The 18,009-nt window shown below is 62.1% G+C and carries 10 protein-coding genes, 1 tRNA gene and 1 pseudogene; 5 read left to right on the top strand and 7 right to left on the bottom strand.

Annotated elements, in window-relative coordinates; all coding sequences use genetic code 11:
• Positions 1-28: 28 nt before the first annotated feature.
• The 4 genes from QSG27_RS20400 to QSG27_RS20385 form a co-directional block, all read right to left on the bottom strand.
• On the bottom strand, positions 29-1,486 hold the full coding sequence (locus QSG27_RS20400) for a DEAD/DEAH box helicase (RefSeq protein WP_306709354.1): 1,458 nt from the start codon (positions 1,484-1,486) through the stop codon (positions 29-31).
• Entirely contained in the window at positions 1,483-2,454 is a 972-nt protein-coding gene (locus QSG27_RS20395) for a HamA C-terminal domain-containing protein (protein ID WP_306709353.1), read from the bottom strand. Before QSG27_RS20395 ends, QSG27_RS20400 begins: the two co-directional genes overlap by 4 nt.
• Before the next feature lie 107 nt (positions 2,455-2,561).
• Positions 2,562-2,939, bottom strand: coding sequence for a response regulator (locus QSG27_RS20390; RefSeq protein ID WP_306709351.1), 378 nt, complete (start codon positions 2,937-2,939; stop codon positions 2,562-2,564).
• A gap of 7 nt (positions 2,940-2,946) precedes the next feature.
• Positions 2,947-4,797: an ATP-binding protein gene (locus tag QSG27_RS20385; protein ID WP_306709350.1), complete on the bottom strand. Its 1,851-nt coding sequence runs from the start codon at positions 4,795-4,797 to the stop codon at positions 2,947-2,949.
• 124 nt (positions 4,798-4,921) lie between these two features.
• On the opposite strand from QSG27_RS20385, the gene QSG27_RS20380 reads away from it, so the two are divergent.
• From QSG27_RS20380 to QSG27_RS20370, 3 genes are all read left to right on the top strand, one after another.
• Complete coding sequence (locus QSG27_RS20380) at positions 4,922-5,431, top strand: hypothetical protein (protein ID WP_306709349.1); 510 nt, start codon at positions 4,922-4,924, stop codon at positions 5,429-5,431.
• A gap of 1,316 nt (positions 5,432-6,747) precedes the next feature.
• Entirely contained in the window at positions 6,748-6,933 is a 186-nt protein-coding gene (locus QSG27_RS20375; RefSeq protein ID WP_306709348.1) for a hypothetical protein, read from the top strand.
• 449 nt (positions 6,934-7,382) lie between these two features.
• The gene (locus QSG27_RS20370) at positions 7,383-7,832 is read left to right on the top strand and encodes a hypothetical protein (RefSeq protein WP_306709346.1); all 450 of its coding nucleotides are present in this window, start codon (positions 7,383-7,385) and stop codon (positions 7,830-7,832) included.
• 49 nt (positions 7,833-7,881) lie between these two features.
• On the opposite strand, the gene QSG27_RS20365 is transcribed toward QSG27_RS20370, so the two are convergent.
• Both QSG27_RS20365 and QSG27_RS20360 read right to left on the bottom strand, forming a co-directional pair.
• Complete coding sequence (locus QSG27_RS20365) at positions 7,882-9,132, bottom strand: tyrosine-type recombinase/integrase (protein ID WP_306709344.1); 1,251 nt, start codon at positions 9,130-9,132, stop codon at positions 7,882-7,884.
• Positions 9,133-9,450: 318 nt separating this feature from the next.
• Positions 9,451-9,526: transfer RNA gene (locus QSG27_RS20360), tRNA-Phe, on the bottom strand.
• A 342-nt stretch (positions 9,527-9,868) separates the two neighbouring features.
• On the opposite strand from QSG27_RS20360, the gene adhE reads away from it, so the two are divergent.
• The gene (adhE, locus tag QSG27_RS20355; RefSeq protein ID WP_306709342.1) at positions 9,869-12,529 is read left to right on the top strand and encodes a bifunctional acetaldehyde-CoA/alcohol dehydrogenase; all 2,661 of its coding nucleotides are present in this window, start codon (positions 9,869-9,871) and stop codon (positions 12,527-12,529) included.
• Positions 12,530-12,814: 285 nt separating this feature from the next.
• Positions 12,815-14,470 carry a helix-turn-helix domain-containing protein gene (locus tag QSG27_RS20350; RefSeq protein ID WP_306709341.1) on the top strand — a complete coding sequence of 552 codons (1,656 nt, stop codon included), beginning with the start codon at positions 12,815-12,817 and terminating at the stop codon, positions 14,468-14,470.
• 196 nt (positions 14,471-14,666) lie between these two features.
• Here the strand turns inward: QSG27_RS20350 and QSG27_RS20345 are convergent.
• A pseudogene (locus QSG27_RS20345) lies at positions 14,667-18,009 on the bottom strand (hypothetical protein); the annotation flags it as partial.

The following is an 18,009-nucleotide window of genomic DNA, read 5'->3' as shown; positions in this document are numbered from 1 at the left end:
CATCGTCCCCTCACCGGCCGCATTCTCTTCAAACGGAGAGAATCACGACCGGCAAGCCGGGCATAGCCTTTTTCCGCAGCCTGCTAGTGCAAACCAGATAGTCAATGTGCCCAGCCGAGACAGCGGTCTCAATCGCTCGCCGGAGTTGTGTGGGAATGTTCGCGTAATGGAATGCCACTCCACGCTTCACACATTCGGCGAGCACAAATTTCGGGTGAATAGCTTCTCTAGCTAGGTCAGCGAGAGCTAATTGTTCGGGTGTTGTGGCACGATTACTAAATAAATCAGACAGCTGTACCGCAATCTTCTCCGCTTCTGCGGGGCCATTTGCATATACAATATTCGATTGCCCCATCCCCAACACTGCTGAAACATGTAGAAGCTTCTCTATTCTGCTCGCAAGTGTTTGCTTCAATTCTATATTCGCGACTTCTGCTAGCTTACGTGTGCCGTCGCCTGCCGTTGAAACAGTAATCTTTCCTCTTGAAGCGTTTGTTACAGAAACTATCAAGAAATTTTGTGCAACAGTTGGTTCGACCGAAGTAAATTCAATTACATCTTCGAGGCCAAATAACTTTCCGAATACATCGAGGTTTCTAATCGTTGGGCTCGCGAATAGAATCTGTGAAGCTGTGTGTCGAGAAAGTAGGTCATCAATAACCCATTGCAGAAGAACTCCCCGAGAACCGTCGGAAATGGTGTGAGCTTCGTCCACAATAATTATGTTGGCAGAAAAGTCAGAGTGGGAAATCAGCGCTAATTGAACACGCTCTTGTGTCATAACATAGATTGCGCGTGACGGGAGAGGTGCTTCAGCATCTAAAGGGACTGTTAAAATCTCTGGCTTATTGCCTTCAAAATTTTCGAACTGAGCTGTTAAATCATCGGCGACTTGCGCAATGAGCGCTCTAGTTGGAACGACGTAGACAACGGTGCAGCTCACTTGCTTTTCAAATACAGAAGCAAGGTAATTTTGCAGAATGAAAGATTTTCCAGCTGAGGTAGGGGCGGCAACCGCAACTCTCTGTTTATTTACAAGACTTGTCCAGAGATCGTGTTGGAAGTCGGTTAGATATATCGTTTGATGTGTAAAGGTAACTTTCCTGGTTTCAGAAAATGCGGCCTCCTCTGTTGCCAGCGCCAAGGGCAATAGATTGCCAGAGGACTCCACTTCAGCACGAGTAGCAAGCGATGGAAAGTTACCAAGTCGCCCGAGAACTACACGAAGAGCTTGATCAAAAGGTAGATTGCTTGCGCCGAAAAGCTCGTATACACACGTTGCAGAGCGGAACGCGGCCTTTCGATGCTGCTGATTTGACGAGCAGGCAAGTATCGCTGCTGCCTTCATGAGGCGACACGCGTCTTGCAGGTCTTCCTCCACATCGATGTTAGTTAGTTCTTTTCGTAACCAAGCCAACTCAAGCCGCTCTGACACGGTCTGAAATTTCGGATTGGCCCAGATTTGATCACAAAGCTCTTGAATCACTCAGCCCATCCAATTTTAGCTTGAAATAAGTCGCGGAAGTCTTTGACCGACGGCACTGGGAAAAAGAATAATTCAATGGGTCGCCCAACTAAGCCCGCTGTTGTCATCGCTCGTGCAACTCTTGGCGATAGTTTGGCAATGTGTAGTTTTGCGAGTTCAACGAATTCCTTTTCAGAGTCATTCCCTTTTGCGGCGTTGATATTTGCATAAGCATCGAAATCAAAACCAATCAAGCAGGTTATAATGTCGTGACGCTCGTTATAGTTTTCGCAAAATGGATCAAGGAAATCGAGGAAAGCCTTTCTTGCAACCTCGCTAAATCCTGTAAACCCAATATTTCTCTTCATAAGGTCAAGTTCATGTTTCATTTTCTCTGGGTCAAGAGATTCGATAATTGATTTCATCGCTTCTGATATTGCGTCCCCCACATCGGAATAAATTTTTGACTCTCCCCAATAGAGAAAAAGCCTGGAAGATTCAGAACAATATCTTGCATGAACCCCGTCCGCCCCGTGAACCGGCATAGCTCTATTAGTTTTGAGGGACATCTTTGCAATAATCTGGGGGGCCTCTAGTACCCATTCAGTTAACAAATATAGAAGTAACTCACCCGCCTCGCCGTTGCGATTAGTAGTCTTGTTGGCGCGTTTGAATAAACTGCGAGCTTCTTCGGATAATTTTTCGTATTTTATCGTGAATTCATCGACTGACACCTTCCCATAAAGATCTTTTACTGATGTTACGTCTGATCTTGGTAGGCAAAATGGTGTGATGAAATGAAAAATTGTATCGACCAGCTCCTGCATGGTAGCCAATCCCTGCCGAAAGGCGGGATAGTGAAGGCGAAGCACCACCCCTTCACAGTTACATGTGACAGAGTGATCTAATGTGCGAATACGTGGAGCGAGTTTCGTGTAATCATATTCCAAGGCAGCGAGAGCTGTCTGGACATAGGATAAGTCGGTCATTGAGTGCTCATCCGCTGGCATATGAATGCCTCCTTTATGCCATTGGTAGCTAATCAAAATTTTGAGAAAATGCAAATAGAAGCTGTGTCAGGAACGCCCTTGCTTGGTTAGGAAGATCTCCGAGGATCGATTTGGCGAGCTGCTATGATCAATTCTCCATTGTCGAACGGTTTATAGAAGACGTGATTGGCTCCCCAGGTGCGTGCCATTGCTGCCGTACTTTCGATAGGAATACGCGCGGCACCTCCAGTGATCACGAAGACAGGCGTGGTCGGGCTGATGGCGCGCATCTTCTGGAGAAGGTCGATGCCATTCAGGCGCGGCATCCATACGTCAGCGATCACCAAATCGAAGGCATCGGCCTGAAGCCGGGTGAGCGCTTCTTCACCATCGACCGCTTCATCCACGGCGTAGCCCGCATCTTCCAGGCTGGTGCGCAGCGAATAGCGGACGTTCTCCGCGTCATCGACAATCAGAATCTTCATGGCGCCTTCACTCAGCAGTGCTCTGAAGTGATAGCAGAAAGCATGCGCCTTGGGGAGCCTGAGTGGTGAGCTTGATGGAGCCATTACGACGCAGCAGGAGGTCGCGCACCACAGCCAATCCCAACCCCGTGCCTCGTCCATGGGGCTTCGTAGTGAAGAACGGCTCCATGATGCGTTCTGCATCATAATCAGGGACACCCGGTCCGCTATCCTCGAAAGTCACGGTCACAGAACCATCGATAGGCTGACCGATATGAATGGTGAGGCGTCCGTTTTGATCGGTCGCATCCAAGGCGTTCACTGCGAGGTTGGTGACGATTTGGCTGATTTCTGTCCGTGTCAGATTGACCAAGGCTGACGGCACGTCGTGGGTCAACGTGATTGCGAAGGTGGGTGGAAGGGTCGACGTCAGCAGCGCAATCGAGTCGCGCAAAGCGGCGACCAGTTCCGTACCTCCCCCAATGTCTTCATCATTGCGGGCAAAGGACAGCACCTGACGGACCAACTGGGCAGACCCGCGGGCGCTGTCCTCGATGATGCTGAGGGCCTTCCCAAGTCGTTCGGGTTTGGCGACGGCATCTTTGCGGGCTTGCTGGCTGAGATTGATAATTGGGTGAAGGAGGTTGTTGAGTTCGTGGGCCATCCCACCGGCAATTTCCCCGATGGCCACCATACGGCGTTGATGCTGCTCCGCGTGCTCCCTCCGACGCTGCTCCGTCACGTCCCGCACAATGGCAATCAGCGTCTCCCCCTGCGGTGAGGTGGACGCGGGCTTGATGGTCCAGTGTAAAGTCCGTTCACCAGTTTGCGCATCTCCCTCAAACTCAGGGGCTTGTTGAAGCCGCTGGAGAATGGGCGTGGCGTCGGGGATGAAGCGCAGGAAGGTGGGATTGGCGAATACAACGGTCAGCCTGTCGGGTTGATGCTCCAACAAGGCAATGCCCAATGGGGCTTCCTCTATGGCTCGGACCAAGTGCGCGTTCCTGCCGAGGAGTTCCATGCGCGTGCTGCCTAATGCCCCCAGAAGCAAGCCTGTCGCCCCTGCGGCCAGCATGAACACCTGTAGATCGACCACATCGCGGGTGTCCAGCACTCCACGCACAAGCAGGACAAGCCCAAGATTGACCAGAAAGGCGGTCAGTGTTGAAGCGCCAAAGCCCCATAGGAACCCAGCGACCGCAATAGGCAGAACGAGAAGGAAGAACGAACTGGCCGGGCTGGACAGTAGGTTCCGCGATAGAAACCATATCAGCAAAGCGGCAACGGCCAATCCGGCGGATCGCGCCATGGTCGAGCCTGTCAGCGGAAACCACGTGGTTGATTTCCAAGCGGGTTGGCCATTGACGAGATGGAAGAGCGCGAGGAAGACGGGCGTGCAGAGCAACACACCCGACATGTCCCCCAGCCAATAAGCGAAGTTGATGTTGTCCGTTATGGAGATATGGCGGGCGGTGATGACCTGTACGGTCGCCGTTGAAATGACGAACAGCAAAGACACGGAAGTTAAAGCTGTAGTTATAAACGTTCCAACGCCTTTCGATGTGCTGAACACGTCGGAAGCGAACCAACGAAGGACCAGCCCGGTTGCTCCGACCATTACGGCTTGTGGGATGATGAGCAGACTGAAGCTGTTGACCGTGCCATAGGCAAGCAGATCGGATGGAATAAACAGGAATGGGATTGCTCCCCAACCGCTGTGAAGGACGAAAGCCAACATCAACCCGATGGGCGGATACCAAGCACTGGCATTTGGGGCGACATCGAACAAACCTGCGACCCTGTAGAGCAGTGCTTTCAGCGCCAGATAAACGAGAGCAGCCAGCAGCAACGAGAGCAGGCGTGAACGGTTGACTGGCACAGTATGCTCCGGCGCGCTGAGTTGCAGATCCTTATCGGAAATCTATATCCAAAGTGTTAACCCTCCACTTGCGGCATGTATGTCAGCACCTGAACAGGCGTTTCACTTTAATGGAGGGTGAATTATGCAGTTCATGGATGCCATGAAAGAGGTTGTAAACAGGGAGAGCCATTGGGGTGATGAGGTGGCCGTCTATGGTCCGCCATTGATTATCACAGTGATCTTTGGGGCTTTTGTGAAGGAACCGCAAAACGAATTCGCTTGGTATTTGCTTTGCGGCGCTGTCCTTCTCACCATGTTTCCGGCAGGCATTTGGCGAGCTTTACGTAGCAGCCATGCCCTTGCACCCATTACCAATAGTCTTCTCGGAGGAGCTGTTGGGTTTGTAACCAGTCAGTCAATTGCTACGGTCTGGGCTGTCTATGGCACGCCAAGTCCAAACTTCCACGCTCAGCTACTCGTTATCGGTATCCAGATGTATGGCGCTCCAGCTATCGTCGCGCACGCCATTCGGATGTGGGTAAGTGCTGATTGGCTGCCCAAGGACAAAATTCTAAGGCGATCGGCAATCATGGTGTTGGTTATTGCTTCTGCCTCCGTGCTTTTCCCCATGCTGGCTCTTTTGAGAGGGTAGCCCGGAGGAGTTCGATTATCCAACTCCCATAGCACGCCCAGGGCCGCAGCAAGCGCCTGGGCGTGCTTTAACGCTGGGGAGCTACTGGCACATAGCGGGCGGGCGTTCATCGAGACAGGTGGCGAGCTGTGGCGGCGGCAGGGCATTGCAAAAATGCGCGTGCTGCGCCGCGCAACCTGCTTGCCTTTATCTCGGACCACAATCGTACAATCTTCCATGCGGCACGCCGATATGTCCTTGGGGTTGATGTGGCACACATACTGATTAAGTGAGCTTTCAACAAAAATTGATTGATGAAGTCCTGTTGTGCAAGCAGCAAGCGGAGTGGTACACGGAGCTTGTGCGAAGCACAACACTTGGTCCGCAAGGACCAAGTCCTTCTTTTTAGAAAACAGGTTGGTGGTTGAATTCAGCCAGAGCTATCAGCAAAACAGCACCTCTTAATGCGTTAGCCTGTTCAAATGCATTTTATGGGCGGCGCTTTGCGCCTTCCGTTGCTTGCGTATGCGCTACGCTGCGCTCTGCGCTTACGCGCGCAACACAACTGCGTTGTTCTTTGTACTTGCGCAGACATGGCTCCATTCCCTCCCAAATTTTCTGTTAAACAGTAAGCGGGCTGTCGAGCGACAGATGCAATAAGTGCTTTGCTTGATTGGCGTGCTGCGGTTACGTTGTACAGCACATAAGCACCTCCCTTTTCCTTGGGCGACGTAGCGGAACCTGCCGGGTACAAATTGCAACAATACTTGGCAGGCTGGTGGTTGCTGGTCAGCAGTGCCACCCCTTTTGGTAAAATCATGGTTTTACGCTTCTAGTTGCCTCCCTCGCGTGCCTCTATGGCACCACAGGGTTTGTGCAACCGTGTCCTATTTGTGAGGCGCGGTTTCCCTTGCCTTATACCGCCGACCGCCCTTTGGACAGAGCCAGGTTCTCTGGGTGCATCCGGTAAGGGGTTACTTTGCGGTGCCCTTCTGGTGGGCTGGCCTACTTAGCCTTCGTGTGTTGCTTATCCGCGCTCGCGGGCGTTCTCACACAGCAGATACATTACTGCCATTCAATCCAGATATATGAAAATGGGCCAGGAAGTTTCGCACTCCTCCTGGCCCCGCCCGTCGCATGTTGCGCGTAACATCAAAATCCTTATGTATCACTGCATCTGACGGGTAATGAAGCATCCGGTGCGAGCGGCTTGTGCTTCAACTTTATTTATACAACCTATCGAGAGCAGGGGTCTATAAATTTGACCTTTCCGTCTTTCCCTATGCTTCATCACCCGAACAATAAATACCCCTGTTAACCGCATATGGGAGGGTGAAATGCGCTGGAAGGATATAGTGGGTGACTGCTTTTACGAGAACGCAGACACGCAGATCAAGGCTGCTGACATGGCAGTGAAGCGAGCACAGGCTCAAAAGAAGCAGGCTGAGATAAATGACTTGAAGGATAGACTTTCCCGAAAACAGCGTCAGCTTGCCCAGGCAAAAATGGTGGGAGGAAAGTAAGGTGAGGAATATACAGGAGTTATACAACGAACTGAGAAGCGTCGACATTACACAAAATCAGGACGCCTCCTACGCTCTGTCCGTCCGCCTAGAAATGATCGCCGACCATTTACGCGCCAGCAGAGAAATTAAATGGGCAGAACGTTTTGACGACTTGGCAAATGTCGTTGAAGGAAACGCGCGTAATGCAATGTTGGCATTGACGCCCTACAGTCGGAAATAGGGAAGTCCAAGGAGCGGAGATAATGGTTAACCGACCATTTCGTTTCCCAATTCATATGACACACACAGGGCTTCACTCAACGTGAGGCCTTTTTTTATGGTTCTGTGCGCTTACAGATAAAGGTCGAGTTCGTTTATCCAACTCGCCGAAATCCCGATCAAATCGATAGACATATGGCCTGCCCGTGTTAGACGTTGACCAGGAACGCAAACAAAGGGTGAACAACATGGGCGCGCTGGATACTTTGAAGCTGGTGAACGTGGCTCGGAAGCGGGAAGTTTCCGCCGAAGGACGGATGCGTGAAAAGGTCGTTGCGTCTCTCCATCAGCAGGCGGAAATGGTCCGTGCTGAACAGGAGGGGCGGCAGCACACCGTAATGGTCCGCCATTACCAGGAGCAGGATGGGCAGCGGGTGCTGGTTCAGCGTACCAAGCAGCCCCGTAAATGGTTCTGGAAAGGGACCAATGGTGCCTACCTTTTCCAGATGAGCTACTGCAACACGCCTGTCGTGATCGCCAACGGTCAAAAGGTCGTGGAGGTCGGCACGCTGGATGCGCTCCCCGCCGTGATCGACACGCTGGTGCAGGCCGTGACCGCCGGCGAACTGGACGCCGCGCTGAAGGCCAACCAGAAGAACAAGCCGACCAAGAAGCCGCGCGCTGCGGTGAAGAAGTGACAGAGGGTGCAGAGCGGGCAGGGGTGGATTCCTTGCCCGCCACCGTGCGTCATACCGTGGCGTGGATTTTCCATTCCGGCCGTAGGTGGTCCTTCATCAACTCCAGCTTCACGTCCGCATAGAAGCGGTGAATCATGTCGCTACTCGTGCCTGTGTTCTGCGCGAGGATGAAGATGTCCACCCCAGCCATCAACTGCTGGCTGATGTAGAAGTGCCGGAAGGAGTAGGACGTGCGGCGCACGCCGCGATGGTCGGTTAGCAAGCCGCACGCACTCAGCAGCTCGCTCAGGCTCCTCTTAACGCTGTCAAGGCGCTTTCCCTGCGTGGACACAAAGACGGGGTCACTGTCGGTTGGTTCCCGCCCCAGCGCGCTTTTCGCGAGCATCCACAAGATGTCGAATGAGGGTAGGGCAGCTTCCAGGGGAACGAATATCCGGGACTTGCCTTTGCCACGCACGCGAAGACGTATATCGCGCTCAGCAAGGGGCTTCTCCCGCCCGTCGCGGTAGCCCAGCACGTCGCCCCAGTTCAGCCCCTTCATTTCCGTTGGGCGGCAGCCTGTGAAGGCTGCAATCATTATGTAGGCGTGCAGGATAGCACGGTCGCGTTGGACGCGGTCGTTGGGCGTGTTCGTGATGCGGGCCAGGGAGGTCTGCGTCAGCTTCGCAAACTCATCAGCGGTGAAGCTGGGGCGGGGCACGTCGGGTGCCTTCGTTACCTCGATCTCCGGCATGGCCGTTTGCTTGATGTAGCCTTGCCGTGCCGCGAAGCGCAGCAACTGCCGCAGCAGCACGCTTTCATTCCGCTGGCGGGATAGGCTGGGAACCTCATGCTTGGTGACGGGGCGGCGGATTTGCCTGCCATCTCGCATGTAGGGGATGAACGCGACGTCCTTGCCCGGACCTGTCGTCCAGTAGTCCTTGCGCCACTCGATGTAGGCGCTCACGTCTCGGTCGGTGATGCCGTCCACTGCCCGGTCGCCGAAATAGCCCACGAAGTAGCGCCGGATGATGGCGGGAGCCTTCTGTCCTTGCGCCACGTTCCGTTCGCCGCGTTTCACCTCACGTTCGATCTTGGCGATGAACTCCTCCGCCACCGTGGCGAACTTGACGACGGTCGCTGTCAGCCCGTTCTCAGCCCGGTAGGAGGCTTCGTAAAACGCCTTGCGTGCCCGCTGGTGCGCTTCGCTCTGGTCGGTGGTGTCCAGGGACTTTCGGATTTGCCCTTGGCCCTTGATGCTGAAACGCACCCACCATTTGCTGCTGCCTGCACGCTGGAACAGTTGGAACGGCTCGGTCATGGAGGCTCCCACGCTCTCATCACTTAAAGTAGTAGTTTACTGATGACTAAACTACTTGTGGAGGGGCGGCGCAGCAGCGGGGGAGGGAGGCATATGCGAGCTTTGAAGGGCGTGCTGAAAGCGTCGCCCATAGGCAATCACACCGCTCGGAGGGCTGTGCTTACGCTGTGCTACCACGCGATTAGGTATAGCGCGCGGGGCGAGCAAAAACAGCAGCTTAGCAACGTTAGGAATTTATTCTTGTGTCGCTGTGCTAGCACTGTGCTAAGCACAGTAAGCAACTAGCGCACCACTAACCCTTTGAAACAGAAGGGAGAATGGTGCCCAGGGACGGAGTCGAACCGCCGACACGGGGATTTTCAGTCCCCTGCTCTACCAACTGAGCTACCTGGGCGCCGCTGCGTGCGGGGGCGTCTTATAGGAAGAACCGGAACGCTTGTCCAGCGCAATTCGTCATCCGTTCGAAAGAGAGGTCCGCGGCGCCGGTCCGGGCATCGGGGTAGGGGGTACCCCCAAAGTGGTCATACCAATTTTGACCTGAGTCATGTCGCCGTCCCGGCGATGGGGCGATAGTCCGCTCGCCGCGCGGACCATGGAAAAGCGCCGCCCGGCCATGACCGATTTTCCGTGCGTGCCCCGGATGCCGTTTCCCAAGGGCCACCGAGTCCATCCGCATCCGGTTTCCTGGTCCGGCCCGAAAGGGCCGGCGGCGCGCCAACCGCAAAGGCGACACGACATGCCCGTCACCACGCTCGCAGACCTGAACGACCTCATCCTTCGCGTCCGGGAGGCGCAGAAAACCTACGCCGGGTTCCCGCAGGAGACGGTGGACCGCATCTTCCGCAGCGCCGCCCTGGCCGCAGCCAACGCGCGCATCCCCCTGGCCAAGCTGGCGGTCGCGGAAACCCGCATGGGCGTGATGGAGGACAAGGTCGTCAAGAACCACTTCGCCTCCGAATACATCTACAACAAGTACAAGGACGAGAAGACCTGCGGCATCCTGGAGGAGGACCCGGAATACGGCATCATGACGATCGCCGAGCCGGTGGGCCTGATCTGCGCCATCGTGCCGACCACCAACCCGACCTCCACCGCCATCTTCAAGGCGCTGATCAGCCTGAAGACGCGCAACGGCATCGTCTTCTCGCCGCATCCCCGCGCCCGCCAAGCCACCTGCGAGGCCGCCCGGATCGTGCTTCAGGCCGCCGTCGAGGCCGGGGCGCCGCCGGACATCATCGGCTGGATCGACGAACCCTCCGTCGAGCTGTCGAACGCGGTGATGCACCATCCCGACGTCAACCTGATCCTGGCGACCGGCGGGCCGGGCATGGTGAAGGCGGCCTACTCCTCGGGCAAGCCGGCCATCGGCGTCGGCGCCGGGAACACCCCCGCGGTGATCGACGAGTTCGCCGACATCAAGCGCGCCGTCGCCTCCATCCTGATGTCCAAGACCTTCGACAACGGCGTGGTCTGCGCGTCGGAGCAGTCGGCCATCGTGGTGGACAGCGTCTATGAGGCGGTCCGCGACCGCTTCGCCCACCACGGCGGCCACATCCTGTCGGGTACGGACGCCGACGCGGTGCGCAAGGTGCTGCTGAAGAACGGCGCGCTGAACGCCGACATCGTCGGCCAATCGGCAAGCGCCATCGCCGCCATGGCCGGGCTGACCGTGCCGGCCCACACCAAGGTGCTGATCGCCGAGGTCGAGGCGGTGACCGAGGACGAGCCCTTCGCCCACGAGAAGCTGTCGCCCACCCTGGCGCTCTACCGCGCCCGCGATTTCAACGACGCCTGCGACAAGGCGGCGGCGCTGGTCGCGCTGGGCGGCATCGGCCACACCTCCGCCCTCTACACCGACCAGGACCAGCAGCCGGAGCGCATCCGCCAGTTCGGGCAGGCGATGAAGACGGCGCGCATCCTGATCAACACGCCCTCGTCGCAGGGTGGCATCGGCGATCTCTACAATTTCCGGCTGGCGCCGTCGCTGACGCTCGGCTGCGGCTCCTGGGGCGGCAACTCGATCTCCGAGAATGTCGGGCCGCAGCATCTGATCAACCGCAAGACCGTGGCGAAGCGGGCCGAGAACATGCTGTGGCACAAGCTGCCCAAGTCCATCTACTTCCGCCGCGGCTGCCTGCCCTTCGCGCTGGAGGAACTGCGCGGGAAGAAGCGCTGCCTGATCGTCACCGACCGCTTCCTGTTCGAGAACGGCTACGTCAACGAGACCGTCCGCATCCTGAAGGGGCTGGGGATGGACGTGGAGACCTTCTTCGAGGTCGCCGCCGATCCCACCCTGGCGGTGGTGCGGCGCGGGCTGGCGCTCGCCAACGCCTTCCAGCCGGACGTCATCCTGGCGCTGGGCGGCGGCTCGCCGATGGACGCGGCCAAGATCATGTGGGTGATGTACGAGGCGCCGGACGTCGCCTTCGAGGATCTGGCCCTGCGCTTCATGGACATCCGCAAGCGCATCTACACCTTCCCGAAGCTGGGCGTGAAGGCGCAGTTCGTCGCCGTCCCGACCACCTCCGGCACCGGGTCGGAGGTCACGCCCTTCGCCGTGGTGACCGACGAGCGCAGCGGCATCAAGTACCCCATCGCGGATTATGAACTGACGCCGGACATGGCGATCATCGACGCCAATCTGGTGATGGACATGCCCAAGGGCCTGACCGCCGCCGGGGGCATCGACGCGGTGACCCACGCGCTGGAAGCCTACGTCTCCGTCCTGGCGAACGAATACACCGACGGGCAGGCGTTGCAGGCGCTGAAGCTTCTGAAGGAGCATCTCCCCTCCGCCTACGCCAACGGCGCCAGGGACCCCAAGGCGCGGGAGCAGGTGCACAGCGCCGCCACGCTGGCCGGCATCGCCTTCGCCAACGCCTTCCTCGGCGTCTGCCACTCCATGGCGCACAAGCTGGGGGCGGAGTTCCACCTGCCGCACGGCGTCGCCAACGCGCTGCTGATCGCCAACGTCATCCGCTACAACGCCGCCGACATCCCGACCAAGCAGACCGCCTTCAGCCAGTACGACCGGCCCAAGGGCGTCGCCCGCTACGCCGAGATCGCCCGGCATCTGGGGCTGGGCGGCAGCCGCGACCACGAGCGGGTTGAGAGGCTGGTGGCCTGGGTGGAGGAACTGAAGCGCACGCTGGACATCCCGGCCTCGATCCAGGCCGCCGGGGTGCCGGAGGCGGAGTTCCTGGCCCGGCTGGACGCCATCGCCGAGGCCGCCTTCGACGACCAGTGCACCGGCGCCAACCCGCGCTTCCCGCTGGTCGCGGAGATCCGGCAGCTCCTTCTGGACAGCTATTATGGCCGCGCCTACGCCGAGGACGCGCAGCCCGCGCCGGACGCCGGGGCGGAGCGCAAGCCGGTGGCGCTGGTCCATTCGCGGTGACGCCTTCGCCGTCATGACGGGCCGCCCGGCGCCGGGGAACCGGATGCCGGGCGGCCCATTCTTTTGTCCGGAAAAAAAGCCGGTCTGCCGAAGTCTTCACGCCCTGACGCCATGAAACGTCGATTGGCTGTGAACCCATTGTCTGAAACGGCGGCAGGTGATTCCGGTCATGATCCGATCCTATCAGTCCGATTACCGTCATCGCGGCTCCGCGATGCATGCATTCGTCTTCACGGTCCGGCGCTCGCGGAAGGCGCGGCACGGTTTTTCCACGGAGGCGGTGCGATGAGTCTGCCCGTCTGTGGCACGCTGGACGAGATTCTGCATCCGGCATCCGCCGATTTCCGCAGCCTGCCGGACCTGATCGGCGGGCTGATGGGCCGGCTGGCCGACCGCGCGCCGCTGCGCGGGGGCGCGCTGTGGCTTCAGGACATGGGCACGCTGGTGCTCGCCCGGGACGGGGCGGACGGCGGCCTCTGCTGGACGGCGGACGGCGATCCCAACGACGCCGCGGCCCATCCGGAGGCGGTGGTGGTGCCCATCACCTACGCCGACACCCCGGTGGGGGAAATGCGGCTGGTTCTGGACCGCGCGCCGGACGGCCCGGCGGACGACGCCCCCATCCTGCACGACGTCGCCCGCCAGTGCGGTTATCTGGCCAAGCGCTACGAGGTGCGGCGCTGGGCGGAGCGGCGGTTCGGGCGGCCCCTGATGATGGTCGGCATGAGCCGGGCGCTGCGCGAACTGGACGCCTTCCTGGAGCAGGCCGCCCACAGCGCGCTGCCCGTCCTGCTGACCGGGGAGTTCGGGACGGAGAAGGCGCTGCTCGCCGCGGCGATCCACGGCTGCGGGCCGCGGCGCGACGGCCCCTTCGTCCAGGTCAACGGGGCGGACCCGGCGGGCGCGCCCGGCGAGTGGTTCGCGCGGGCCGCCGGAGGCACCCTGTTCCTCAGCGGCGTGGACGAGATGACGCCGGCTTTGCAGGGCCAGATCGTCCAGCACATGCCGTCCCAGCTCGGCCAATGGCTGGACGCGCCGGGCGGCTGGACACTCTCCGCCACCGGGGCGGCCAGCGGGATGGCCAGCGGTATGGAGGAGCCGCGGGTCATCGCCTCGACCACCGCGGACCTGCGGCGGCGGGCGGACGAGGGGCGCTTCTCCCGCCCGCTGCTGGCCGAGCTGGATTTCCTGTGCGCCACCGTGCCGCCGCTGCGCGACCGTCCGGCGGACATCGAGCCGCTGGTCGTCGCCGCCTTGGACCGCCACGGCGGACGCGCCGACGAGACGCGGACCGACGAGCTGATCGCCCTGTGCAAGGCCCATTCCTGGCCGGAGAACCTGTTCGAGCTGGAGCGGGTGATCGCCCGGCTGGCGGTGATGAGCGGGGGCAAGCCGATCCGTCATGGCGACGTGCGCCGGCACGCCCCCTGGATGGTCGGCGGCGCCATGCCGGCGGAGCCGCCGCGCAGCGCCGATTCCGTCCCCGATCCGGACTCCCGTCCGGAGGCCCATCCGGACGCCGAACCGGTTCCCCGGCCGGCGCCCGCGGATCATTGGGTGCGCTGCGCGCTGACCCGCGACCAGGCCGCGCTGGCCCGGCTGCACGGCGGCCTGCGCAAGGCGCTGGTCTTCCTGGGCGAGCGCTTCGCCGATCCGATCACGCTGGACGAGCTGTCCCGGCAGGCGCATGTCAGCCCCTCCCACCTCAGCTACCTGTTCCGGACGGAGCTGCAAACCTCCTTCAAGGGGCTGCTGGGCCGCATCCGCATCCACAAGGCGCGGGAAATCCTGGCTGCGGACCGCCGGCTGCCCATCACCGAGGTGGCGATGAACGTCGGCTACGGCGACCTCAGCCATTTCGAGAAGAGCTTCCGCCGCCTCGTCGGGGAAAGTCCGCGGGAGTACCGGCGCAACCTGCCCGAAGCCGCCGCCCGCGGGTGAGCGGGCCGGCCTTCGGGCCGGCATCACGGGAGGGGTGGGATCATGGACATCTACGGCCCCGTCCCGGCGCGTCATCTCCATACCGGTCTCGACGGACGTCCACGGGACATTCCGCGATCGCCAAAGCCGAAACTGTGACTTCGCCATGGCAACGCCGCGCCCGAAAGGCCGGAACCTTTCGGGCGCGGCTGCCGTGTCACGCGGCCATGGTGACCAGCCTGATTTCGCCGGTCCCGCGGTCGAACACCGCGAAGCGGGCCGGTCCGCGGGACAGGCCGGGGTCGAGCGCCAGGATGTTGGCCCACCGGTGGCTGAGCAGGCTCCACAGGCTGTCGGGCGCCGGCCCGTACAGAGGCCGGCCGGCCAGCCACGCCGGGTCCAGGCCGATCCGGAAGGCGGGGTCGGACAGGACGGCTTCCACCCGCCGGCGCAGCACCTCCTGGAAGCGGGCCAGCGTGTCCGCCGTCATCTCCCTGGCGGAGGTCGGGAACGCGTCGAGCAGGGACTGCTCCGCCGCCGCGAAGTCGCTCCGGGGCAGCGGGGTGCCGCGCAGCGCCTGCAGCACCTCGTCGATGCGGTCCAGCGGCGTGTCCGGGTTCCGGAGAACGTCGCCGACCGGCTTCAGGCAGCGCAGGAGCGACACCGCGTCCCGGCCGCCGGGATGGCTGGCCAGATGGTCGTGGATCGCCGCGTCGGATGCGGTCAGGAAGTCGTTCAGGTGCATGCGCCCCACCGCGGCGGCGGTCATGGCCGCGACCCGGGCGTCGATGGCGTCGCGGAGCGAGTCGGTGTCGCCCTGGTCCAGCGCCGGGCGGATGGCGTCCCACATCCCCCGGTCGATGATCGGCTCCATGCCGTCGCCGAGCGTCGCGACGATCCGGCCCTCGCCGGCGCACAGCGGGGCGAACACCTCCAGCATCTGCACCGAGAAGGGGAAATCCAGCACCACCGTCCGCACCGTCCGTCCGGACGCCGTCAGGGGCGCCACGACGCTGCCGGCCAGCGCCTCCGCCGTCCAGGGGCCCGGGGACAGCAGGGGTCCCCCATCGGCGTCCCGTCCGCCGCTGCCCTGGTTCACGACGAGCAGATCCAGAGTCCGCCGGGCCTCCTCCTCGATCGGAGGGAGGCTGAGCCGCAGCGCCGTTTCGGCGGGATTGCCGTTCAGGCCGATCCGGAAGGCGTTGTCGGGGTAATAGCTCCGCGGGTAGTCGGCGGCGGCGCCCTGCGCCAGCTCCGCGCTGCTCAGCATCAGATGGCGGCAGCGGCCCTGGCGCAGCGCCGTCACCGACGGATCGCCGCCCTCGGGCGCTCCGGTGCGCAGGCTGGCGGCGGTCAGGGCGTTCAGCGTGCCGGCCAGCCGGCTGTGGACGGCGCAATCGTCGGTCTGCGCAAGGTTCTCGCGGACCGACCGGATCGTGTCGGACAGGGCGGCGACGGGCAACCCCCCGATCAGCGACGGGGGCGGTCCGCCTTGCGGGGCGGCGGTCACGGAAAGCGTGGCCCCGACCGGGCGATAGCGGAACGGCCCGAGATCCACCTCGGCATTCCAGACGACGGTCAGCCGCCCGCCGTCGCGCGTCAGCGCGAAGCCGCTGCGGTGGGTGACCAGCCAGTCTTCGATGAGCGAGGCGGCGGCGGCGAGGACCTCGTCCGGCGGACGGCCGGCCTTGCCGTCCTGGAGACGGATGGTGACGGGGGCGGAGGCTTCGGCTGCGCCGTTCCCCTGGCGCGGCCGGCCATGGTCCAGGTGCAGCGCGGCGGCCCAGGGGCCGTCGATCACCGGCTGGACGCCCGGCCCCTTCGACGCCGCCAGGGAGGGCAGGGAGGTGAGGAAGCGCAGCGGATGGTCGGTGCCGCCGAAGCATTCGCGCAGGAAGGACGCGCGCTTCTCCAAATGGCTTTCCAGGGTCGCCGACACCCACAGGCCGAATCCCACGGCGTCCGCGGTGGCCGTGGCCTCGTCGCTCCAGGCGCCCTGGCCCTTGGCCGCCTCGATGGCCCCGGCGACCGTCGCCGGCAGGGCGGCCAGCCCCGCGCAGCCGGGCAGCTTGGCGGCGAACCAGCCGTCGAAGGCCGCCGCCAGCGCCGTGTCCGTGGCAAGCCCGTAGCCCTGGCAGACCTGCTCCAGCATGACGACGAGCAGCCGCCGCACCGTGGCGTCGCCGAGCCCGTCGATAGCCTTCAGGGATCGGGGGACCACGCCCTCCCGGATGCGGGCGCGGATCGCCGCGATGCCGTCCGCCGTGGCCTGGTCCTGCTTGGCCAGCAGGCCGTGCAGCCGCGCGATCAGGGCCGGCGCCGCGTTCCCGGACGGGGGCGAGGACCGGCACAGGGTGTTGACCGCCCGCAGGGCCGACGTGATGCGGTAGGCCGCCCCGGGCCGCGGCAGGCCGTTCTCGAACCGCACGTCGCCGGTGAAGCGCCGCCACTGCTGCTGGACGGCCAGCGTGCCGTGGCGCGGGATGGTCACGTCGATCAGCACGGCGGCGCAGCCGTTGAGCCCGTACTCCGCCGTTTCCCGGCTCCCGGCCTTCTCCGTCCCGCCGCCGCCGTCCGCCGCCGGGCTTTCCGCGGGCGCCGCGCCGGCCAGCCGGTGCAGAAGCCCGTACAGCTCCAGCTTGAGAGCGGACAGCGCCATCAGAAGGACGTTGTGCAGGCGCTGGAACAGGGCGAACCAGGCCGGTGCCGGCAGGACGGGGTTGATGAGAAGCCGCACGGCCCACCCGCGCGCGCTTTCGTCTGCGTCCTCCAGGGCGATGAACCGGCTGTTGCCGGACGGATCGGTTTCCGCCATCCGCTGCGCCAGCGCCCGCATCCGGCTGCGCAGCCAGCCCGCCAGTTGGGGATAGCCGCCGTTGAGCAGGCGCGTCAGCGCGCGTCCGGCGGCGGCCAGACGGTCGGCGGGAAGCGGGGTGTCGGCGGACCCGGCCTTGAAGCGGACGGCGAGCCGGAGGCCGCAGGCGGCTTCGGCGGTGTAGGACAGGTGGACGCCGGCGGCGGCCTGCGCGGCGTCGCCCAGCGCGTCGATGATCCGGGCGAGCCCGCCGGTGATGGCTTCCACCGCGTCCCAGCTCTGCGCCGCCGCCATGTCCTGGTCGAGGCCGAGAAGCTGGCGCCGTTCCTCCGCGAAGGGGCCCATCGAGAGGGAGGCGCCGCCCGCCTCCGCCGGTCCGGCCAGAGCCTCGGCCAGCGGCAGCAGGATGTCGCGGGCGCCGCGCAGCCGGCGCGAAATGGCGTCGGACCCGATCGGCTGGCCGTCCCTGGCCTCGCCGACGATGCGCAGCGCCTCCTTCAGCAGCTGGCGGGCGCCGGTCAGGCGGTCGCCGGGAAGGGGAAACCGCTCGCCCTCATAGACCCCTCCGGGCGGCACGCCCAGCAGGGCCGGGGTTCCGTCGCCCGCCACGAACAGCCGGTCCATGGCGCCGGTCTCGACGGCGGCCCGCGCGCCGGGCGCGGCGATCCCGAAGGAGGCCCCGCGCACCATCCGCAGCCAGGCGGCCTGCGACGGCTGGAGCGGGTGGACGGCGGCGGCGGTCCAT

The sequence above is a fragment of the Azospirillum isscasi genome, from assembly GCF_030849505.1.
GTDB lineage: Bacteria > Pseudomonadota > Alphaproteobacteria > Azospirillales > Azospirillaceae > Azospirillum > Azospirillum isscasi.
This window is presented reverse-complemented; position numbering and strand designations above follow the sequence as displayed.

Coding starts and splice junctions, on each gene's coding strand:
- QSG27_RS20380 (WP_306709349.1), top strand. CDS start 4,922: ATGCAGTTCATGGATGCCATGAAAGAGGTTGTAAACAGGGAGAGCCAT.
- QSG27_RS20370 (WP_306709346.1), top strand. CDS start 7,383: ATGGGCGCGCTGGATACTTTGAAGCTGGTGAACGTGGCTCGGAAGCGG.
- QSG27_RS20395 (WP_306709353.1), bottom strand. CDS start 2,454: ATGACCGACTTATCCTATGTCCAGACAGCTCTCGCTGCCTTGGAATAT.
- adhE (WP_306709342.1), top strand. CDS start 9,869: ATGCCCGTCACCACGCTCGCAGACCTGAACGACCTCATCCTTCGCGTC.
- QSG27_RS20365 (WP_306709344.1), bottom strand. CDS start 9,132: ATGACCGAGCCGTTCCAACTGTTCCAGCGTGCAGGCAGCAGCAAATGG.
- QSG27_RS20375 (WP_306709348.1), top strand. CDS start 6,748: ATGCGCTGGAAGGATATAGTGGGTGACTGCTTTTACGAGAACGCAGAC.
- QSG27_RS20390 (WP_306709351.1), bottom strand. CDS start 2,939: ATGAAGATTCTGATTGTCGATGACGCGGAGAACGTCCGCTATTCGCTG.
- QSG27_RS20350 (WP_306709341.1), top strand. CDS start 12,815: ATGAGTCTGCCCGTCTGTGGCACGCTGGACGAGATTCTGCATCCGGCA.